16 protein-coding genes and 1 pseudogene are annotated in these 21,115 nt (G+C 73.7%); 7 read left to right on the top strand and 10 right to left on the bottom strand.

Annotated features, from left to right (window positions below; genetic code table 11):
- Positions 1–153 precede the first annotated feature (153 nt).
- Positions 154–870 (bottom strand): annotated as a pseudogene (locus tag D7318_RS03955) (lytic polysaccharide monooxygenase auxiliary activity family 9 protein); the annotation flags it as partial.
- 380 nt (positions 871–1,250) lie between these two features.
- On the opposite strand from D7318_RS03955, the gene D7318_RS03950 reads away from it, so the two are divergent.
- Complete coding sequence (locus D7318_RS03950; protein ID WP_120695421.1) at positions 1,251–2,327, top strand: glutathione S-transferase family protein; 1,077 nt, start codon at positions 1,251–1,253, stop codon at positions 2,325–2,327.
- A 737-nt stretch (positions 2,328–3,064) separates the two neighbouring features.
- Here the strand turns inward: D7318_RS03950 and D7318_RS03945 are convergent.
- Complete coding sequence (locus tag D7318_RS03945; protein ID WP_113688265.1) at positions 3,065–3,430, bottom strand: PH domain-containing protein; 366 nt, start codon at positions 3,428–3,430, stop codon at positions 3,065–3,067.
- A gap of 294 nt (positions 3,431–3,724) precedes the next feature.
- On the opposite strand from D7318_RS03945, the gene D7318_RS03940 reads away from it, so the two are divergent.
- Positions 3,725–4,864 (top strand): trypsin-like serine peptidase, encoded by a 1,140-nt coding sequence (locus D7318_RS03940; RefSeq protein ID WP_147437612.1) that lies wholly within the window; start codon positions 3,725–3,727, stop codon positions 4,862–4,864.
- On the opposite strand, the gene D7318_RS32390 is transcribed toward D7318_RS03940, so the two are convergent.
- A complete protein-coding gene (locus tag D7318_RS32390; RefSeq protein ID WP_147437611.1) occupies positions 4,840–5,187 on the bottom strand; it encodes a hypothetical protein in 348 nt (115 codons plus the stop codon). The two genes, D7318_RS03940 and D7318_RS32390, sit on opposite strands and share 25 nt — an antisense overlap.
- A gap of 201 nt (positions 5,188–5,388) precedes the next feature.
- Here D7318_RS32390 and D7318_RS03935 point away from each other — a divergent pair, with 201 nt between their 5' ends.
- On the top strand, positions 5,389–5,928 hold the full coding sequence (locus D7318_RS03935; RefSeq protein WP_113688267.1) for a ferritin-like domain-containing protein: 540 nt from the start codon (positions 5,389–5,391) through the stop codon (positions 5,926–5,928).
- A 93-nt stretch (positions 5,929–6,021) separates the two neighbouring features.
- Here D7318_RS03935 and D7318_RS03930 read toward each other — a convergent pair whose 3' ends face one another.
- The 5 genes from D7318_RS03930 to D7318_RS03910 all read right to left on the bottom strand — a co-directional run bounded on the left by D7318_RS03930 (position 6,022) and on the right by D7318_RS03910 (position 13,932).
- The gene (locus D7318_RS03930; protein WP_230423324.1) at positions 6,022–6,867 is read right to left on the bottom strand and encodes a lytic polysaccharide monooxygenase auxiliary activity family 9 protein; all 846 of its coding nucleotides are present in this window, start codon (positions 6,865–6,867) and stop codon (positions 6,022–6,024) included.
- A gap of 298 nt (positions 6,868–7,165) precedes the next feature.
- Positions 7,166–9,001, bottom strand: coding sequence for a multicopper oxidase family protein (locus tag D7318_RS03925; RefSeq protein ID WP_230423323.1), 1,836 nt, complete (start codon positions 8,999–9,001; stop codon positions 7,166–7,168).
- Between the two features lie 164 nt (positions 9,002–9,165).
- Positions 9,166–12,426, bottom strand: coding sequence for an NB-ARC domain-containing protein (locus D7318_RS03920; protein WP_120695418.1), 3,261 nt, complete (start codon positions 12,424–12,426; stop codon positions 9,166–9,168).
- A 38-nt stretch (positions 12,427–12,464) separates the two neighbouring features.
- Entirely contained in the window at positions 12,465–12,881 is a 417-nt protein-coding gene (locus D7318_RS03915) for a MerR family transcriptional regulator (RefSeq protein WP_120695417.1), read from the bottom strand.
- 28 nt (positions 12,882–12,909) lie between these two features.
- Entirely contained in the window at positions 12,910–13,932 is a 1,023-nt protein-coding gene (locus D7318_RS03910) for an MDR family NADP-dependent oxidoreductase (protein WP_120695416.1), read from the bottom strand.
- 166 nt (positions 13,933–14,098) lie between these two features.
- On the opposite strand from D7318_RS03910, the gene D7318_RS03905 reads away from it, so the two are divergent.
- Positions 14,099–16,192, top strand: coding sequence for a S9 family peptidase (locus D7318_RS03905; RefSeq protein ID WP_120695415.1), 2,094 nt, complete (start codon positions 14,099–14,101; stop codon positions 16,190–16,192).
- A 9-nt stretch (positions 16,193–16,201) separates the two neighbouring features.
- Here D7318_RS03905 and D7318_RS03900 read toward each other — a convergent pair whose 3' ends face one another.
- Positions 16,202–16,684, bottom strand: coding sequence for a hypothetical protein (locus D7318_RS03900; protein ID WP_120695414.1), 483 nt, complete (start codon positions 16,682–16,684; stop codon positions 16,202–16,204).
- A 27-nt stretch (positions 16,685–16,711) separates the two neighbouring features.
- Entirely contained in the window at positions 16,712–17,506 is a 795-nt protein-coding gene (locus D7318_RS03895; protein WP_120695413.1) for a nucleotidyl cyclase domain-containing protein, read from the bottom strand.
- A 187-nt stretch (positions 17,507–17,693) separates the two neighbouring features.
- On the opposite strand from D7318_RS03895, the gene D7318_RS03890 reads away from it, so the two are divergent.
- The 3 genes from D7318_RS03890 (at position 17,694) to D7318_RS03880 (ending at position 21,100) form a co-directional block, all read left to right on the top strand.
- Positions 17,694–18,476, top strand: coding sequence for a Crp/Fnr family transcriptional regulator (locus tag D7318_RS03890; RefSeq protein ID WP_120695412.1), 783 nt, complete (start codon positions 17,694–17,696; stop codon positions 18,474–18,476).
- A 283-nt stretch (positions 18,477–18,759) separates the two neighbouring features.
- A complete protein-coding gene (locus D7318_RS03885; protein ID WP_147437610.1) occupies positions 18,760–20,859 on the top strand; it encodes an ATP-binding protein in 2,100 nt (699 codons plus the stop codon).
- A 34-nt stretch (positions 20,860–20,893) separates the two neighbouring features.
- Positions 20,894–21,100 carry a hypothetical protein gene (locus D7318_RS03880; protein WP_120695410.1) on the top strand — a complete coding sequence of 69 codons (207 nt, stop codon included), beginning with the start codon at positions 20,894–20,896 and terminating at the stop codon, positions 21,098–21,100.
- The last annotated feature ends 15 nt before the right edge of the window (positions 21,101–21,115 follow it).

Raw genomic sequence — 21,115 nt, 5'->3', positions numbered from 1 at the left:
TGAACGGGAGTGTGTCATCCCCGGCGCGCCCTGGGCAACGGCGTTTTCACCGGCGGGTGTTGCCCGCGCGCGAAGGGACCCGCCGCGCGCCTGGCCGGGGCGGCGGGCGCGGCGGGTCCCCGGGGCGGAAGGCCCCTCGGGTGCGGCTTAGCGGGTCACCTGGCCGTTGCCACCGTCGAAGACGATGTCGGAGCAGGAGTAGAAGTTCTCCTGGCTGTCCGAACGGATCCAGTGGATCATCAACAGGTGGTCGCCGCTGCGGTCGGGCAGCTGGAGGTCCCAGTAGTAGGCACCGCCGTTCGAGCCCGCGCCACCGCGCTGCGGCGGGTCGGTCACCGTCTGGATCTCCTCCAGGTCGTCCCAGCCGAGCGGCTGGGTCGGGCTGTAGCCGTCCTTGGTGAGGTAGACGACGAAGTCACCCGGGTGAGCGGCCCAGTTGCTGTACTCGATCTCGATCGTCGAGCCCGCGGTGAGGTGCGTCTTCGGCCAGTCGTTGCGCGGCGCGTTGTACGCGGAGAAGTCGTACGGGCTCCTGTCGCCCGCGCTGCAAATCGTGCCGTCGGGCACATAACCCGGGCCCCGGCCACCGGCGTTGGAGTCAAGCACGGCGAACCAGTTGTAGAGCGGCGTGGTGCCGCTCTCCTGAACGGCGGCCGCGCAGGCGGGGTTGGACGGCATCTGGTTGCCGCTCGCGAGCATGTCCTCGTAGCAGAGGAACGTCCGCGATCCGGGCGACATGGCGACACCGTGGGCCGACGCGGGGGTCGGCAGACTCGTGACGACGAGCGCGAGCAGCGCGGCGCCCAGCAAACTCAGCAGGCGCGCGTCTCGGCGCTTGGCCGTCCTCCGGGCGGTGCGTCGGATGAACATGTGGGGGGATCTCCTTCGGAGAGTAAGCCGTGCGATGGGGCCGTGGGAGCGCTCCCGCAAAGCAACGTAGCGCCGATCGGATCGTTGCGTAACCGTCCGCGCAACACCTCTTGCGCGTCATCCGCGATTCGGCGAGATCTGCTGCCTGTGGGGGTGACCGCCTCGGGCGCCCCTTCCGCGCCCGGCGCGCGCTGCCGCGCACGTCGCACGCCCAAATCATGGGCGCGCTCCCATATGTGGGGGTGGGGCGCGTTTTCGGCCATGCGCCTCGGGCTTCGGCGCCCGCGCGGCGCGGCTGGCCCGCGCGGGGGCGTGAGGCGATAGGTTCCGCGTGCCGGGGAACGCGCATCCGGAGCGGCGGTGACGAGACGAGGAGCGGCATGGACGGCAACGGCGGCGTCACGGGCGCCAACGGCAACGGCGAGGGCAACGGCGAGGGTCTGGGCCCGGGCAGCGGCAACGCCCAGTACGGCAGGAAGAAGTTCCGCCGCTCGCGCAGCCACTTCACCGATCGCGTCACGGCGGACGGCGCGGACGGCTGGCCCGTGGAGGCCGGGCGGTACCGGCTCGTGGTGAGCCGGGCCTGCCCGTGGGCGAGCAGGGCGCTGATCTCGCGGCGGCTGCTCGGCCTCGAGGCGGCGCTGCCGGTCGCGGTGACCGATCCGATCCAGGACGACCGCAGTTGGCGCTTCACCCTCGACCCGGACGGGCGCGACCCGGTGCTGGGGATCCGCTACCTGGCGGAGGCGTACGACGCCCGCGAGACCGGCTATCCGGGCGGGGTCAGCGTTCCGGCGATCGTGGACGTTCCGAGTGGGCTTCTGGTCACCAACGACTATCTCCAGATCACACTTGATCTGGCCACCGAGTGGACGGCCCTGCACCGGCCTGGCGCGCCCGACCTCTATCCCGAGGCGCTGCGCGACGAGATCGACGACGTGGTGGAGAGCTTCTACGAGGACGTCAACAACGGTGTCTACCGGGCCGGATTCGCCACCGGGCAGGCGGAGTACGAGGCGGCGTACGGCGATGTGTTCCGCCGCCTCGACGCGCTCTCCGAGCGGCTGGCGGACCGCCGTTACCTGGTGGGCGACACGATCACCGAGGCGGACATCCGGCTGTTCACGACGCTGGTCCGCTTCGACGCCGTCTACCACAACCACTTCCGCTGCAACCGTTCGAAGATCGCCGAGGATCCGGTCCTGTGGGCCTATGCGCGTGATCTCTTCCAGACACCCGGCTTTGGTGACACGGTCGATTTCGATCACATCAAGCGGCATTACTATCTGGTCCACACCGGGATCAACCCCACCGGCATCGTCCCCGCCGGTCCCGACCTCTCCGGCTGGCTGACGCCGCACGGTCGCGAGGCGCTGGGTGGGCGGCCGTTCGGGGAGGGGACTCCTCCTGGGGCGCCTCCTGTTGGTGAGGAGATTCCCGTTGTGGGGCGGCCGTAGGGGTGTTGTTGTCCGTCGGCGGCTACGGGCTGGACGTCCTCCCGTTCGCCGTCTGCTGAGTGTCGGGTGTGCGGCCGTCTCGGTCAACGGTCGGTCTCGTTGTCGGCTGGGACCGTTCGCCGAACGGGCGCGGCCGCGAAGGGTTTGCGGGCGGCCGCTTTCCCGGTGGTCTGCTGGGGTAGCGCGCACCCTTCGGGCCTGCCCTGGCCGCCCGAAGCGTTTTCATTCCTGGCGCACGTTGAGCTCAGGTAGCGGGCCGGTGCTTATCCGCGGCTTATCCCGGGGCGGATGCTCTTGTGAAACGGCGCACACTTTGTGTTGAACAGAACGTGCCCCGTTTCAGAAGAGCATCCGTCCTCGCGTAAGCGGGGCATAAAGTCCGGCGGGCCCGCTGAACGAGGTGCGCCCCGGCCCTGGACCGGCCCGCTCCATAAGCTCAACGTGCGCGCGGTGAACGACGAGAGCGGCGGCCAGGGCAGGCCCGAAGGGTGCGCGCCACCGCAACCGACCACCGGGAAGACGGCCGCCAAGTACGGTCGCGGCCGCGCCCGTTCGGCGTACGGTCCCGGCCGACCGAACGGAGACCGTTTACCGAGACGGCCGGTCACCCGACGCCCCCTCCCCCGTAGGTGCCAGCCCTGACCCGCACCCACCACGAAACAAGCCACCGCGGCAGACGGCGAGCGGGAGGACGTCCAGCCCGTAGCCGCCCCGCCCGAGGCCGCCCCGCCTCACACTCAGCGCGCCACAAACTGCGTAAGAATCGCCTGCACCTCGTAAATGTCCACACCCTTGGTGAACGTCTTCTCGATCGGCGTCGGCGTCCCGGATATCCAGATCTTCAGCTCGGCGTCCAGGTCGAACGTGCCCGCCGTCTCCACCGAGAAGTGCGTGATGCTGCGATAGGGGACCGAGTGGTACTCCACCTTCTTGCCCGTGATCCCCTGCTTGTCCACCAGGATCAGCCGCCGGTCGGTGAGCAGGATGGTGTCCCTGATCAGCAGGAACGCCGCGTATATCTGCTCGCCCTGGCCCAGCAGCCTGGCGTAGTCCCGCTGGGCGGACGCCGGATCGATCGCGTGTGCGTTCCCGAAGAGTGCCATGCGAATGCCCCCGTTTCGCGACAGTTGTGCGCCTTCCTCACCCTCATAACGCGGCCGGTCGCGGCCGGGTTCCCGAGATCGCCGCCGTTCCTGGCTTGCCGTGTACATGGCCTGAAGTGGCCCGCGCGCGTGTGCTGCCGCGTTCGCCCCATGGTCAGGGGGACGCCGCGTCTTTACCATCTCGCCTGGAAGTGTTGGCACTTGGGGGGAATGTGCCAGTCTCCCGCGGTGGCCCGCGCGCCCCCGTGGGCCTCCGAGTGCCCAGCGCGGCACATCACATCGGAGGGGACCACGTTGAACGACTCGACCTCGTCACGCCCCGGGCGCGGGCGCGGCATCGCCGCGGCCATCGCCGGAGCCGTCCTCATCAGCCTGGTGGCGCTCCAGCCCGCCGCCGCCGACGCACGCACCCCCGACGCCCGCACCGCCGACACCCCCGCCGCCGCGTCCGCCGCCGCGGGCGGCACCACGGCGAGCCCGGCCGAGATCGCCAGGGCCGACACCTACTGGACCAAGGAGCGCATGGCCGCCGCCACGCCCGAACTCCCGCCGGACGTCGGCGAGAGAGCGCTGGCGGACGCCCTCGCCGACGCCGAGGCGGCGAACGCGCTCCCCGCGCGGTCCGCCCCCGGCGCCACACCGCGGCACGCCACCACCGCCACCGGCACAGACACCACCGCCACAGACGTCACCGACACCATCGGCACCGCCGCCGTCACCCAGGCCCAACGCTGGGGCGGCCAGGGCCAGATGCCCGCCACCACCACCGGCAAGGTGTACTTCACGCGCGGCGACGGCAGCGGCGGCTTCTGCTCCGGCAGCGTGGTCACCGCGGCCAACAACAACACCGTCTGGACCGCGGGCCACTGCATCCACCCCGGCGGCACGGGCCCCGGCACCTACCACACGAACATCGTCTTCGTGCCCGACGCCGACAACGGCCTCGAGCCGCACGGTCAGTGGAGCTACAAGTTCGCCAACACCACCATCGGCTGGCAGGACAACGGCGACTTCGCCTACGACCTCGCCGCCATCGCCGTCTGGCCGCAGGGCAGCAGGGGCGACCTCGCGGGCTGGGTGGGCTCGCAGGGCTACGCGTTCGGCTCGGGCCAGACATGGGCCTCGCTGCACGCCCTCGGCTTCCCGGCCGCGGGCTACCAGCGCGGCGACTTCTCGGGCAACGACCTGTGGTTCTGCGAGGGCCCGTCGACCGCCGCGGGCAGCGACATCAGGATGACGTGCGACATGCGCAACGGAACGAGCGGCGGCCCCTGGCTCGACGACCTCCAGACCGCGCGCGGCTGGGGCTACATCGTCGGCGCGTACAGCTACCACTACCTCGACGGCAACGGCAACTACGCCGACCAGTTCATGTACTCGGCCAACCACGGCGACGGCGCCATCAACGTCTACAACGACGTCTCCGTGCGCTGAGCCCGCCCGCCGAGCCCGCCCCGGCACCGGGGATCACCTCCCCGGTGCCGCTCCGGCGCACGTGTGCCGTTCGCCCCGGGTGCGCGCCCAGGCGAGCCCGGCGCACGCCAGCCACGCGCAGTGGGCGCCACCGCCCGCGCCCAGCGCTCGTCGTGCATCGCGTCGACCAGGTCGCGCAGCGAGCGCCCGTACCCCCTGAACCTGCCGGTGACGAGGTCGCCAGGGGGAACGCAGATGTCGTCGATGACGGTGGTCAGCGCGATGTACCGCGCGCCCGCCGCGCCGCGTCCGCCCTGCCGAGGACGTCGGTCGGCAGCGGCCACACGTTCACCCCGTGCGCCCGCGGCGTCCCCGGCGCGTATCCCGTCCCGCCCATGAGCCCGTACAGGTGGGCGGTGTGCTTGTTGTGACGCGACCTGACCGCGCGTGGCTCGCGCGGCCAGGTTCTGCCATTCGGTCCCGCTCGGGCCCGAACGGCGCGCCACGCGCCGTGGAACGCGCCCGGGATGCCTACCGTCCTCGCCATGACGACAACAGACGACTTCGTGCTCGACGTCACCCGCATCCGCGACCAGGCGAGGCAGCGGATGGAGAAGGGTCCGGTGACCGACACCTACGGCGTGGACAAGGACCGGGTGATCTCCATCCTCAACGACGTGATCGCCACCGAGGTGGTCTGCTGGCTCCGCTACACGCGCCACGCCATCGCCGCCACGGGCATCGACAGGGCACAGGTCTCGGCGGAGTTCACCGAGCACGCCAAGGAGGAGATGGACCACGCGCTGCGCGCCGCCGAACGCGTCTCCCAGCTCGGCGGCGACCCCGACTTCGACCCCACGACCCTGGCCGAGCGCGCCCACACCGACTACGCCACCCCGGCGGACCACGAGCTCAAGGCCATGCTGGAGAACAACCTCCTGGCCGAGCGCATCGTCATCTCGACCTACCAGGAGATCATCCGCTGGCTCGGCGACCACGACCCGACCACGCGCCGCCTGATGGAGTCGATCCTGGAGGAGGAAGAGGAGCACGCCGACGACCTGGTCGACCTGATCGGCACCTGAGAGCGCGGAGCCCCTGTCCGGCGGGGTGGGAGAGGCCCGCCGGACAGGGGCTCGTCAGTGCGAGGGTGGTGCGAAGTGGTGCGAGGGGGCGCGTTACCAGGGGAGGAGACTGAGGAGGCCCGCGCGCAGGGCCTCCTTCGTCGTCGCGGCGGGCGCCGCGGTGCCCGCCGCCGCGGGGGCGTGCTGGGCGTGGGAGGCGTGGCCCGCGTGCTCGGCCTGGGCCGTCGACGGGGCGGCCGACGGGGCGGCGTCGGCCGCGAGGGCCGCCTCGGCGACCTCATCGGCGGTCAGCGTCTGGCCGTTGCCGTAGGTGACCTCGCCGTTGCCGCCGTCGAAGACGACGTCGGAGCACGAGTAGAAGTTCTCCTGGCTGTCGGAACGCGTCCAGTGCACGTAGATGACGTGCTGGCCCGAGCGGCTCGGCAGGTTGACGTTCCAGTAGTAGTACCCGCCGTTGGAGCCCGCGCCGCCGCGCTGCGGCGGGTTGGTGACGGTGCTGATGCGCTCCAGGTCGCCCCAGCCGAGTGACTGGGTCGGGGACCAGCCGTTCCTCGTGATGTAGACGTCGAACCTGCCCGGGTGGTGGGCCCAGTTGCTGTGCTGGAGCTCGATCGTCCGGCCCGAGGTGAGGTGCGTCTTCGGCCAGTCGGCGCGGGCGGCGTTGTAGGGGGCGAAGTTGAACGGGCCCCTGTTGCCGCCGCTGCACAGCGTCCCGTCGGGGATGTAACCGGTCGTGCGGCCGCCGCCGTTGGAGTCGAGCACGGCGAACCAGTTGTAGAGCGGCCCGGTGCCGCTCTGCCGAACGGCGTTGGCGCAGGCCGGGTTGGTGGGCATCTGCGTGCTGCTGTTCCGCTGGAGGTCCAGGTAGCACAGGAACGTGCGCGAGCCCGGCAGCATCGTGGCGCCGTGTGCCTGCGCCTGGGTCGGCAGGGACGCCATCACGAGGGCGAGCAGGGCCGCTCCCAGGACGCTCAGGAGGCGGAATCTTCTGGCCGATGGCCTTCTTCGGCGGGTGGGTTGCGTGGACACAGGGTTCTCCTCGGGAAGAGTCATGGGAGCGCTCCCGCGAGCAAAGTAGCGCCGCTTCGCTCATCCGATGAGGGCGCGTTCACGCCAAAGGCAAGGATGTGCGCGGGGCGTGGTGGCCGATTCACGGCGCTTCCATGGGGAGGACACGGGCGGTGCGGGCCGAGGGGGCCCGCCGGGCTTCGCGCGCGCCCGGCGGGCCCACCCGGGGTCAGGAGACCCGGAACGGACGCATCATCGCGTGGTCCTCGTGCTCGAGCAGGTGGCAGTGCCACACGTAGTCCCCCGGCTCGTCGAACGTCGCCTTGACGCGGACGACATGGCCTGGCCGGACGCGCACGGTGTCCTTCGGGCCCAGCTCGGAGAGGTCGGGGGCCAACGGCTCGCCCAGATGGATGTCCGAGAGCGCGCCCGTGTGCGCGTCGGTGTCGGCGATGTACGGCGTCTCGTCGAGCACCTGGAACTGCACCAGGTGGAGGTGAACGGTGTGGGTGTCGAGCGTGCTGTTGTAGAACTCCCAGATCTCGGTGTCGTTCAACCCGGGATCCTCGGTGACCGGGTCCGACCAGCTGAGCCCGCCCTGTTCCACGGTGCCGAGCCGCATCGTGGCTCCGTGCCCGCCGTCCTCGGTGAGCGTTCCGTGCTCGACATCCAGCTGCGCCAGGTCGACGAGCAGCAGGCGGCGGGTGCGCGCCGGGTCCGCCCTGATCGTGTAGGGCGCGTCGCGCAACGCGCCCGGCGGCGCCATGTCGGGCACGGCGGCGTTCAACGGCTGGTTGACGCGGAACTGGATGACCCTGCTCGCGGGCTCGGTGACCGGGTCGCCGTAGGGGAAGGGCGTCCCGGCGCTGTTGGTCAGATCGAACGTCCCGCCCTCGGCGCCCGAGAAGTCGGCGATCAGGTCGACCCGTTCGCCCGGGGACAGCAGCAGTGGACGCTCGAGCGGGGCCGGGATCTCCAGGAAGCCGCCGTCGGCGCCGATCACGGAGAACGGGATGGGCCAGCGGCCGTCGAAGGCCAGCCGGTAGATGCGCGAGTTCGAGCCGTTGAGCAGCCGGAACCGGTACCGGCGCGGCTCGACCTCCAGATAGGGCCACGCCTTGCCGTTGACGCAGATGACGTCGCCGAAGTACTCCGGGTGCCCCGAGGCCCCCCCGAGCTGCCACGTGGGGTCGGGGTACGCCAGCTGCCCGTCGGGCCGGAACGTCCGGTCCTGGAGGATCATCTCCACCTCGTACGGCTCGGCGGGCAGCTGGCCCTCGGCGATCAGCGCCAGCTCGGCGTCGTCGCGCAGCAGGTAGAAGCCCGTGAGGCCCGCGTAGATGTTGAGGCGCGTGATGCCATGGGTGTGATCGTGGTACCAGAGCGTGCCCGCGCCGCGCAGGTTCGGGTAGGAGAAACGGTTCCCCGCGTAACGAGGGCCACCCACGCCCGTGGGTGTGTACCACGCGTCGGGGTGCCCGTCGCTCTCCGGCCTGCTTCGGCTGCCGTGCAGGTGCACGACCGTCGGGACGCCGTTCCGCTCGATGGTGTGTTCCGAGCCGCTGAAGGCCCAGTGGATCGTGTCGTCGACGGGGAGCAGGTGCGCGTACGGCAGGTCGTTCGCCCACTCGACCTCGAGGGGGTGGTGGCTGCGGGCCACGAACGTGGGGCCGGGAGAGGTGATCGGGAGACCACCTCTGCCCCGGTGCCCTTTCTGACCGTATCCCCACACCTTGGTGAGCAGTCCGAGTTCTCCGCCGATCATGTCCTGTGCCGTCTGGCCGATCACCATGCGGCGCCTCCCGCCGTCGAGCATCTCGATGCGCGAGGGGCGGGGTAGCGCGTTGACGAAGTAGGGGATCGCCTGGGCATCGGCGATGGGCGACAGATACTGCGGGTCGACGACGGAGGGAAGGGGCGTGGCCCCGCGGGCCGCGGCCCGGCGGGTGGCGACGGGAGGGACGGGTGCGGCGATGGCCCTCGCGGGCGCCGCGCCCGCGCTGTTGAGCAGCAGCGCGCCGCCCGCGAGTGATCCCGTTCGCAGGAGCGATCTTCGATTCAGCACGAGTCATCTATCTCATCCGAACTGCCGATGATCGCGCATGACGGCCGCGCTTGCTGTGGACGGAGTGCGTGCTTTGAATCGTGCGGGTGAAAACGCCGCCCGCACGGCGCGTCGCCGCGGCTCACGTCGGCGCGGGCGAGGAGCGGGCCGCCGTGCGGGCGACGTCAGGGCCGGCCGCGGTCGGATTCCGTCCTCAAGCGGTCGTCGTCGCTCACGTGGAAGACATGGAGCCCCGCGTCCCCGACCACGGCGAGGCGGCGGCCCCCGGGGGCGAACGCGGCGTCCACGACCGTGGCGTTGGTCCTGATCCAGCACAGCGGGCGCAGGTCGGGGAGGGCGAACAGGCCGATCAGGCCCGCGCTCGCGATCACGGCCACATGGGTCTCGCTCGCCGTGACCCTCCTGAGGGAGATCACGGGGCTCTCCCCCGCGTTGCCGCTCAGCAGCCCTCCCGTCATCCAGCGCGCGGCGGGGGCCGCGCGCTCCGCGCCGGTCAGCGGCCAGAGGAGAAGGCCCTGCGCCGTGTAGTCGTCGCGCGAGACGGCGGCGACGAACCGGTCCCCCGACGGGGTGAAGCAGAGGCTGTCCCAACGCCGCAGCCCCTCGGGTGTCGTCAGCTCGGTGGTGGTGCCGGCGCTCCGGTCGGTCACCCGAGGCGGCTGGAACCAGGGGGCAACGGCGCGGATCCGCCCGTCGCGCGTGGCCACGGTCCTGGTGGGGACGTCGAACGTCAGGGTGGTCTCGTCCCGTTCCGCGGCATCGGGGAGGCGGCGCGGCGCGCGGTGCCGCCAGTCGGGCTCGGGTGGGTCGGGGTCGACGGCGAACCAGCTCTTGTCCCGGGCGCGCACCCGGAGCGTCGCCCCGTCGGGGGACCACGCCACCTCGCGCAGGGCCGCCGGGCCCCCGTCGCCCCTCGCGCCCCCGGGCGCGTCCCGCCGCCACAGCCTGATCACCCGCAGGCCCGTCGTGGTCGCGATGACGCCGCCGTCGGGCCGCCACGCCAGCGAGTCCTGTCGACTGTGGTCCACGCCCAGGTCGATCTCCCCCGTGGGCACCGGGAGTTGGCCCTCGGCCAGCTCGGCGTCCCGGGGCACGCGCCACAGCGAGAGCACGAGCTGTCCGGCCTCGGGCCGCCATCGGCGGATCGCCAGCCGGTCCCCTTCGGGCGACCAGGACGCCATGTCGCTCCGCGCCCCGGCCCGCCATCTGACCTCCCCCGCGAGGGGATCGAGCAGGAGGTGGCCGAGCACGGCCGTGCTGCCGCCCGGCCGCCACGCCAGCCTGTCCGCCCGCCCGGCCGGGGCGGGGAGCTCGGGGACGGGCAGGGCGCTCTCCCGCGCCGGGCGGCGGACATCCGTCCAGCGCCACAGCCGGATCTCCTTCGCCCTCTGGTACCACCGGCTCGTTCCGGCGACGAGCAGTCCGCGCTCCGGGTGCCAGTCCAGGGTCCGCCGCATCGCCCTGTGGTCACCGCGCCCGCCGGGCAGGAGCGTCGGCTCCTCGCCGGACCCCGGCGTCCACAGCAGCACCCCGTCGGCCGAAAGCACCGCCAGGGCACGGGAGTCGGGGGACCAGCGGAACCCCGGCGTGAACGACTCGGGGAAGCCGCGCTCGCGGGAGAGCCGCACCGCGTCGGTCTGCGCGCCCGTCGCCGGGTCGTGGACGGACAGGGTGGCGACGCCGTCCCGGTCGCGTTCGCCGACGACGGCCAGCCGGGTGCCGTCCGGGCTCCAGCGGACGCGGTCGATGACCGCGCCCTCGATCTCCACCGAGCGCTCGACGCGCCCTTCGGCGGTGATGATCCGCAGCTGGGGGCCGTAGCCCGCGGTGGCGAGCAGCTCTCCCTCCGGGTGCCAGTCGATGTCCTGGCACGCCCCTTCGGGGTGGGCGGGGAACGAGCGGAGCAGCGCCTCGTCGTCGCGGTCGGGGGGCGGGTGCAGGGCGACAAGGCCGGGGATCGCGCGCGCCCGCAGCTCGTCCAGCGGCGAGGCGCTGCCGAACAGGCGGGTGGCCAGGGTGAGTTCGATGTCGTGCGCGGCGAGGCCGCCGGTGAGGAGATGGCCCTCGCGGCGCAGCAGCCCGCCCAGCTCGCGCGCGTACGCGTCGTCGCCCATGCCCAGGTCGGCCTCCACCGCCGCGGGCCCCGACGCGGCGATGCGGAGGGCGAGGAAGCGTGACGCGCGGAGCAGCGCGGCCAGCTCGTCGGCGCGCCCCGCCTGGCGCAGATGGAACGCGAGGGTGGCGAGGAACGGGCGTTCCTCGTCGGGGAGTTCGTGCCAGCCGCCCGCGGGGCGCAGCGCGTCGAGCAGCTGGGCGCTGACCTCGGCGGGCCGCCCTGGCTCCCTGCGGCGCAGCGCCTCGCGCGTGACGTCGTGCAGGCGCGGCCCTCGCCCGTCGCCGCCGGTGACCAGGGAGCGGCTGGTGAGGCGTTCGGCCTCGAGGCGCGTGCGCAGGTCGCTCAGGCCCCACAGCCGCCGCAGCACCCGGTGCGGAACGGCCTCACCCGCGGGGAACGCGGCCAGCGAGACGAGGCGTCGGCGTGAGTCGTCCGGCAGGTCCGCCAGGCTCAGCTCCAGGGTGCGGGTGATGCCGCGGTGCGAGTCGGCGTCGGACAGCTCGTCGAGCGCCGTGATGCCGTGCCCCGCCAGCTCGTCGAGCAGCGCGGTGACCGCGTCGTCCGCGCTCATGCCCTGGCCGTGCACCAGGCTCCGCAGGATGCCGGAGAGCAGCCCGAGCGCCAGCGGCCAGCGGCCCACCCTGCGCAGCAGCGGCGCGACGTCGGCGCCGTCGCCGAGCACCGCGGTGGCCTCCGCCTCGGTCATGTCGTCGACGCGGATCTCCGTCCCCAGGTCGCCGAGCAGGCCCGTGCGGCGCGTGGTGGCGAGCAGCGGGGTGGCGTCGAGGAACGGGCGCAGGTCGGCCGCCGACCACACGTCGTCGACGACGAGCAGGGCCCGCCGGTCCCCGAGCGCGGAGCGGAACGCCTGCGCGGCGGCGGGCACGTCCGCGTAGGGGGCGGGGGCGGATCCGCTGAGCACGGCGGCGAGTTGGGCCAGGGACGAGACGATCCGCGCGGCGGTGGGGCGTTGGCCGAGCTCGACCCAGAGCACGCCGCCGGGGAAGCGCGCGCCGATCTCGGGGTCGCGGCACGCCCAACTGGCGAGCGACGTCTTGCCGTAGCCGCCGGGGCCGCACAACGCCACGGGCCCGGGAAGGGCGTTGACGATCTCACGGCCCAACTCCGGTCGTGGCACGAAGCCGAACGGTGGCGGCGGCGCCATCGCGGGCGGCGCCGCGGTGGCGGGCCGCGGCAGCACGATGTCGCCCTGGACGGCGCCCACCTGGATGACGGTGGACGCCTCCCCCGAGAAGTCGTTGCGCGTCTCCGCCCGGTCCGCGTCGTCGGTCAGGGGGTCGTCGGTCACGGGGTCAAGTGTGGCGGACCCCGCCCAGGGCCGACCGGTCAGCCCGCGTCCGCGTATCCGGCCGTGAGCCGCCGCAGGGGCTCGCCGACGCGCTCGGCCAGCGCGTCGCGCAGCGTGGTCAGGCGTTCGATGCGGTCGTCGAGGTCGTCGAGGCGGCGGCGGATGACCGAGGCGGGCAGGCCGCAGGTCTCGCGCTGGGCGTCGGTGGCCCTGGCGAGGTCGCCGCGCGCCTCGGGCGGCAGCCGGTCGAGCGAGTGCACCAGGGTGGCCACGTCCTGGACGGTCAGGCCGACGGCGAGCAAGTCCCGTATGGCGCGGAGCCGTTGCACGTGTCCCGCGTCGTATCTGCGGTGGCCCGAGGGGAGTCGGTCCGCGGAGAGCAGGCCGCACTCCTCGTAGTACCGCACGGCCCGTGTGGTCAGCCCGGCCGCCGCGGCGGCGTCCCCGATCCGCATCGCCCGCCCCCGCCTCGCGTCTCCCGGGTCACAACTCCACCAGCACCGAGCCGACATGGCGGCCCTCGAGCAGCTCGTTCAACGCCTGGGGCGCCCGCTCGATTCCCTTGAGCCTGGCGTGCGGGAACGTGAGCGTGCCGTCCCGCAGCCCGCGCCCGATCTCCCGGTGGGCCTCGGGCACCAGGTGCGCGTGGTCGAGGCCCGGCATGCCGCGGATCACGATGCCGCGCGAGATCAGGTCGAAGGTGTCGAGCTCGACGGGCGCGGTGGTGCCGCCCGACGCCTGGCCCGACATCGCGCCGAGCAGCGCGACCCGCGCGCGCCGGTTGGCCAACGCCAGGGCGGCGCACAGCTGTTCGCCGCCGACCAGGTCGAGCACGGCGTCGATGCCCTCGGGCGCCGCGGCCCTGAGCTGGTCCTCGATCGGGCCCGCGCCGCGCAGGACGGCCGCGTCATAGCCGAGCTCCCGCACCAGGATCTCGCCCTTGGCGGCCGAACTCGTGCTGCCGATCACCCGCTCGGCGCCGCGGAGCCGGGCGAGCTGCCCCGCGAACGAGCCGACGGAGCCCGCCGCGGCGGAGACGAACACCGTGTCGCCCGCGCGGACTTCGGCCCCCGCCGTCACGCCGATCCACGCGGTGGGGCCCATCGACAGATACGCGGCGGGGTCGTCGTGGGGGCCATCGGCGACGGGCAGCGCGTCGGCCGCCTCGACCACCGCGAACTCGCGCCAGCCACGGCGGTGTTGGACGAGCGCCCCCGGCACGAGGCCGCTCCCCGCGGGCGCCCCCGGCGCGTCGACCACCTCGCCGATGGCCAGCCCGTGCAGCGGCTCGCCCAGCGCGAAGCGCGGCATGGGGAGCCCGGGCTCCTCGTTCATCAGGGTGCGCATGGAGGCGTAGACGGCCATCAGCCGGTTTCTGACGAGCGCCTGCCCGGGGCCCGGCTCGGGCACAGGGACGGTCGCGATCTCGAAGTGCCCTTCGTTCAGGGGGCCTTGGGGGCGGGCGGCGAGGCGCACCTCGCGGTGGTGGGTGGCGGCGTGGGACATGCGGCGCTCCTGACTCGGTCGGCGGTGCGTTCCGCCGGGCGTTCTGCCGGGCGATCCGCCGTGCCTTCTGGGGAAGGTGCCCCGACGTTAAAACGTGACGTCCACGTCAATTTCAAGCCCGGATAACCACGGGTGCCGCGCCGCGTCGCGATGATAGGAAGGCCGAATGACGACACGCCCCAGTCAGGAGCCCGAGTCCGCGACCCCGTTCCACGATCTCGACGCCTATGTGGACCTGCCCCGCGTGGAGGGCCTCGCCCTGTCCCGCGACGGCCGGCGCCTGGTGGTCTCCGCCGCCACGCTCTCCTCCGACCGCACCCGTTACGTGTCCGCGCTGTGGGAGGTCGACCCGGCGGGGGAGCGCCCCGCCAGGCGGCTGACCCGGGGCGACAAGGGCGCGTCGGGGCCCGTGTTCACGCCGGGCAACGACCTGCTGTTCGTCTCGGCGCGGCCCGAGCCCGGCGCGTCGGACGACCGGGAAGCGCCCGCGCTGTGGGTGCAGCCGGCGGGCGGCGGCGACGCCCGCGTCCTGGTCGCGCCCGCGGGCGGCGTGCGGAACGCGGTGGTCAGCGACTCGGGAGCGCTGCTCGTGGGCGCGGCGTTGCTGCCGTCGGCCGATGACCTCGAGCACGACGCCGAGCTGCGCGAGAGCAGGAAGAAGGCCAAGGTCACCGCGATCCTGCACGAGGACCCCCAGGTCAGGCTCTGGGACCACGACCTCGGCCCGGCCGCCACGCGCCTGCTCACCGCCGAACTACCGGGCGGGGACGCGGACTTGGGGGAGGCGGACGTGGCCGAGGCGGCCCTGCTGTCGCCGCGCGACCTCACGGGACACGTCGGCCGCGCGCTGCACGAGGACGGCGGCTGGGCCCTCTCCCCCGATGGCGGGGTGGCCGCCGCCGCGTGGGTGGTTCCCGAACGGAACGGGTCGCAGCGGTTCACCCTCGTGGCCATCGACGTGGCGACCGGCGCGCGCCGCACGCTGCTCGACGACCCGGCGCTCGACGTCAGAGGCGCGCCCCGTTTCTCGCCCGACGGCACCCTGCTCGCGGTCACGGTCGTCCGCCGCTTCACGGCCGACGACCCCGGCGACGTCTGGCTCGTGCTGGTGCCCGTCGCGGGCGGCGAGGCGCGGCACCTCACGGCCGAGTGGGACCGTTTCCCGCACACGCCCGCCTGGACGCCCGACGGCTCGGCGCTCGTGCTGTCCGCCCACGACGGCGGGCGTTCGCCGCTGTGGCGCGTGGACGCGGCGAGCGGCGAGGTCACGCGGCTCACCCCGGACGACGGGGCGTACGACGACCCGCGTGTGTCGCCCGACGGGCGCTGGGTCTACGCGCTGCGCTCCGCCATGGACGCCCCGCCCGCGCCGGTGCGCGTCCCGCTCGACGGCACGGGCGCGTATCAGCGACTGCCCGGGCCCGCCGAGGCGTTGGGCCGCCCCTCGACGCTGCCCGGCACGCTGACCGAGGTGACCACCACCGCCGAGGACGGCACCCCCGTGCGCGCGTGGCTCTCGCTGCCCGACGGCGCGTCGGCCGACCGGCCCGCGCCGCTGCTCCTGTGGGTTCACGGCGGCCCGGTGATGTCGTCCAACGCCTGGTCCTGGCGCTGGAACCAGTGGCTCGCGGTCGCCAAGGGCTACGCCGTCCTCCAGCCCGACCCGGCCCTGTCCACCGGCTACGGCATCGACTTCGTGCGGCGCGGCTGGGGCGAGTGGGGCGGCGCGCCCTACACCGACCTCATGGCCATCACGGACGCCACGGAGCGGCGGCCCGACATCGACGCGAGCCGGGTCGGCGCGATGGGCGGCTCGTACGGCGGCTACATGGCCAACTGGATCGCCGGGCACACCGACCGCTTCGGCGCGATCGTCACCCACGCGTCCCTGTGGACGCTCGAGCACTCGGTGCGCGTGAGCGACTACGCGTACGGCTTCGCGCGGGAGTTCACGCCCGAGATCGCGGCGGCCAACTCGCCGCACCTCTTCCTCGACGACATCAGCACGCCGCTGCTCGTCATCCACGGCGACAAGGACTATCGCGTCCCGTTCGGCGAGGCGCTGCGCCTGTGGGCCGACCTCCAGTCCAAGGACGGCGCCGCGGACGGGTCGATTCCGCACAAGTTCCTGTACTTCCCGGACGAGAACCACTGGGTTCTGACCCCGAACCACGCCAAGATCTGGTACGAAACGGTCTTTGCGTTTCTCGCCCAGCACCTGCTCGGCGAGAAGTGGCAACGGCCCGAGCTGCTGGGCTGACGCCCCGGGTCACCGCCGCGCGTCCGCCTCGCCCCCGCCCCCGCCCCCGCCGCCGATCGGCTGGTCGCCGCCCTGGACGGCGAACACCGTCCCCGAGTCCCTGGCGGTGTTCGTCTGCTCCAGGTGCGGCCTGGCGGGCGCGCGGTGGCCTTCGCCGCCGCCCGCGAGCGGGCCGCGGGCGGCCTCGCGCGCCTCGCGCACCAGCACGTCCAACGGCTCGCGGCACGCCGGGTCTCGGCGCAGCAGCCCCTCCAACTCCAGTGTCCAGAACGCCAGAAGCGCCCGCCGCACCTCGGCGGGCGCCTCGGCGTCCCGCACGAGGGCGGCGTTGTTGTCGAGTTGGGCCTCGACCGCGGCCAACGCCCTGCGCCCGGCCCTCCGGTTGAGGAGCGCGGCGAAGGCGTTCCTCGTCCCCTGCCACAGGTCGGTGGCCATCGCCGCGACGAGCGCCACGGCGCCCGCCGCCGCCAGCGCGGTCAGTTCCTCGTCCACGTAAGCCCCTTCACGTTGGTCCGGCCCTCAGGGATCCCCGGCCGGGTGGATGTGCTGTGTGCCGTTCTGGGTGGCGTAGATGACGCCGTGTCCCGTCGCCTTGTTGACCATGTGCGCGGGCGCGGGCGCGGTCTTGGGCGCCGCCGCGTTCCCGGCCGCGTTCCCGGTCCCGTCCCCGTTCGCGTTCTCGGGTGGCCGCGCGTCCGTCACCGGCTGGCCCGGCAGACCGGGCACGTGCAGCCACGCCTCGCCGCGGTGCTCCTTCGCCGTGAAGGTGAAGGCGGTGAACGCCTCGGGGTCGATCCCCGGGTAGCCGTGCCTGACCGTCTCGTCGTGGAAGTGCCGCGACAGCACGGCCGCCACGGCCAACGCCTCGGGCGCCTCGGCCAGCGCCCGCCGCGCCGGGGCGGCGTCGAGCAGCCGCGCCAGCACCTCGAGCGGCCACCCGCTCACCCCGCCGTCCCCGGCCACGTGCACGTCGCCCGCGTGCAGCGCGACCCTGACGCGGACGCGCGTGGCGTCCCCCGCCCTGCCGTTGTGCGCGCGCAGCCGCGCCGCGAGCTCGTGGAGCAGCGGGTGCACGAGCCTGGCCTTGGGCGCCCCCGCGGGCGCGACCACCCGCAGGCCGTCGCCCAGGTCGTGGCGCAGGCAGGCGTCCCAGGCGATCCCGCTCTCCTCCAACGCCTCACGCAGCGCCGCCGCGAGCACGTCGCGGATCGCGAAGAGGGCGGTGTTGCCGCGCCCCGCCGAGCGCTCGATGTCGACCGCGAGGACGGCCCGGTACTCCAACTCCCGTTCGTGCTCCCGTTCGTGCCAGCTCATATGACTCTCCTCGGATGCGGTGGGGCCAGGGTGTCCAGTGTCCGCCGATCCCCCGCGCCGGCGGTGGACATCCCCGCGCCCCACCGCGATCTGCCGCGCGGTGCGCTCCTCCACCGTGCCGCCCGCGCGCGGCCGAGATCCCGTCGTCCTACGGGATCCGGCGGGATTCCCCTGGATACTGGTCGCCATGGCGGGCAACGACACGGCCGACGGCGGCCGGAGCGCGAACGGGGGCGTGAACGGGGGAGCGAACGCGGGCGTGAGCGCGAGAGCGCACGCCCGGCGCCCGCGCGACGTGTGGCCCTGGCCCGGGGCTAGCCTGCTCGGTGGCCTCGGCCCGCGGGCGCGCGAGCACCTCCTCCAGCTCGGCGCGCGGGCGCGCTACCCCGCCGACCGCGTGCTGATGCGCGAGGCGGAGCACAGCACGTTCGTCCTCCTCCTGCTCGACGGCGTGGTCAAGGTGACGGGGCGCACCCATGACCACCGCGACGCCCTGCTGGCCGTCCGGATGGGCGGCGACCTGGTGGGCGAGCTGGCCGCGGTGGACGGGCGGCCGCGGTCCGCGACCGTCACGACGTGCGGCCCCGTGGTCGCGCGCATGGCGACGCGCGGCGCGTTCCTCGACTGCGTGCGCCGCCACCCCGAGGTCGCCCAGGCCGTGGACGAGTCCATCGTCGCCAAGCTGCGCGCCGCCACCGCGCACCGCGTCGACTTCACCGGCTGCGACGCCGCCACCCGCCTGGCCCGCGTGCTGCACCAGATCGCGATGACCTACGGCGAACGCGTCGGCCAAGGCGCCGTCATCCGCTGGCCGATCACCCAGCCCGAGCTCGCCACCCTGTCGGGCGCGGCCGAGCCGACCGTGCACAAGGCGTTGCGCAGGCTGCGCGAGACGGGTGTGGTCTCGACCGGTTACCGGTCCGTCAGGATCGAGGATCTCGCGCATCTGTCGCGGATCGCGTTCGCGTGAGCGTGGCCGGATCGGTTCCGTCGAACCAGTCGAAAGACGGTTTCCCCGCCCCGGCGCGTTGCTAGCGTGACCGCTGGCGCGCCGCCGCGGGCGGCCGCCGTTTTCGCACGCGTGACGGGGGGTTGCGATGACAGCGGGGGACGGAACGGCCGGAACGGCCGCAGCGGGTGGAACGGATGGATCCGATGCATCGGGACGGCGGATCGACGTCGAAGGCGACGCCGAAGGACCGGTGATAGCGGGCGATCACAATGTGATCGTCGATGCCAGGAACGGCTCGATCGTGACCGTTCTGGTGGGGCCCGAACGGCCACGCCCGGTGCGCAGGGATCACGTCGGCCTGCTGCCCCGGCGGCAGCGGACGCCGATCGGCCGCGACGCGGACGTCGCGGCGCTCGCCGCGGCCATCAGGGGCGGCGGGCCCGTCCAGGTGTGGGGCGCGGCCGGGGTCGGCAAGTCGACGCTGCTGCGGCACGCCGCGTGGCTGCTCGAACCCGGGCCCGACGGCGTGGTGTTCCTCGCCCCGACGCACGGCGACGTCGGCGACCTCGCCCAGGAGATCTTCGAGGCGTGCTACGACGCCCCCGGATACGCCCCGGCGCGCGGCGAGTTGCGGCGCCTGATGGCGGGCGTGCGGGTGACCGTCTACGTCGACAACGCCGACTTCTCGCCCGCCCAACTCCTCGAGCTGCTCGACGCGGTGCCCGACGCGACGTTCGTCCTGGCCAGCTCGGCACGCTCGTTGGGGAACGACGGCACCGCGTGGGAGATCGCGGGCCTCGAACAGGCCGCCGCGCTCGAGCTGTTGGCGCGCGAGCTGCGCCGCCCGCTGCGGGACGGCGAGGTCGGGGCGGCCGTCGCGCTGTGGCGGGCGGCGGCCGGTCAGCCGCTTCCGCTGCTGCGCGCGGCGGCGTTGACGCGGTTCGGCCCCGACGGCGGGGCGTGGCTGCCGAGGCCGGGGGACGTTCCCGCGCTGCTGCCCTCGCTGCTCGACCATGTCGGCGCGGACGCCGGGGTGATGGGCGTGCTGCGGCTCCTGGCGACCCTGGGCGACGCGGAGTTGGCCCCGGCGCACATCGGCGCGCTCGCCGATGTCCCGGACGCCGCGGGCATGTGCGAACGGCTGAGCGGGCTCGGCCTCCTGCTGGCCACGGAACGCGGCTACCGCTGCACCGCGGACGCCGAACGGGCCGTGCGCGCACGCCTGTCGAGGCCCTTCCCGGTCGACCGGCTGTGCGCGTACCTGACCGCGTGGGCGGCCGACCGAGGAACGGCGCCCGCCGAGGTCGCGGCCCAGGCGCGGGTCCTGGAGCGGGCCGCCGAGCTGGCCGAGCGCGCCGGGCGATCCGACCTCGCCGTGGGCGTCGCGCGGGCGTCGTCCGCGGCCCTGGCCCGCTCGCTGCGCCTCGGCGCGTGGGGTCGGCTGCTCGGCCGCGGCTGGGTGGCGGCGCGCCGCTCGGGCGACCGGCGCGCCGAGGCGTTCTTCCTGCGCGAGGAGGGCGTTCGCGCGCTGCTGATCGGCCGCCGCGTCGTCTCGGCGGTGCTGGTGGCGGAGGCGGCGTGGCTGGGCCGCGAGCTGCTGAAGGGCGGCGGCGGGGGCGGCGAAGCCGCGGAGGTCCCGGCGCCCGAGGCCCTGGCTCCCGAGGTCCCGTTGCCCGAAGTGCCGGTCCCGGAGGCGCCGTTGCCCGAGGTTCCCTCTCCCGAGGTGCCCGCACAGGACGTCGACGTGGTGTCCTACATGGCGGACAACGGCTACACCCCGGCCGAGCCCCCGGTGCCCCCTGACCCCTGGGGCGGCGTCCAACCGGCGCCCCCCGCACCCGAGTTCGGGCCCCCTGACATCGGAACGCCGGACGTCGGCCCCTGGACGAGCTGGGCGGGCGACGGCGCGGCGAGCGGCGCGCAGGCGGCCGTCGGCGCGGGCACGGCGGGTGCCGGGGGCTCGGCGCTGAGCGGGGCGTTGGCCTCCGTGATCGTCGGCGGCGTGCTCGCCACGGTCGTCGCCGCGGCCATCGGCGTCATGGCGCTGACCGGCGACTCCGATCCGGAGCCCGAGAGCACCGGCCTCGCGGGCACCTGGGTGATGGACACGGGCGGCGTGTGGGAGATCAGCGCCGACGGCCAGGACACGTACTCGGTGGCGTCCGACAACGCGGTCTGCGGTCTCACCAGCTTTCAACTCACCGGCGGCGAGGGCCGTTTCACCGGCATGCAGCCGTGGTACGACCTCTCGACATGCGCCTCGCTCGGCGAGGGAGAGGTCACCCTCGACCTGGCGTCCGACGGAGCCACCGCCGAGGTCGAGGTCGCCAGCCCACCGGGCCAGCCCCCGTGCGAGATCCAGTGCACGGCGACGCTGACCCGCCAGGACGACCCGTTGTGACGGAGAAGGCCGCGACGGAGAAGGAGGACGCGCCATGGCAGAGACGCCGGGCGGCCACGCGGAGATCCACATCGGCGGCGACGCCCATGGACCCGTGATCGCGGGAAACGACAACCGCGTCGAGACCCGACGCCCCGACCCCGAGCCCGCCACCCAGACGAACACGGCCTCGGACAACGCGACGATCTACGCCGTGACCCAGGGCGACCTGCACGTCCACCACAAAGGCAACGCCCCCTGAGACAGGGGGCGTTGC

This window comes from Streptomyces radicis, assembly GCF_003626575.1.
In the GTDB taxonomy this organism is placed as follows: Bacteria; Actinomycetota; Actinomycetes; order Streptomycetales; family Streptomycetaceae; genus Streptomyces; species Streptomyces radicis.
Note: the sequence above shows the minus strand (reverse complement) of the source record. Positions and strands in the feature narration are given on the sequence as shown.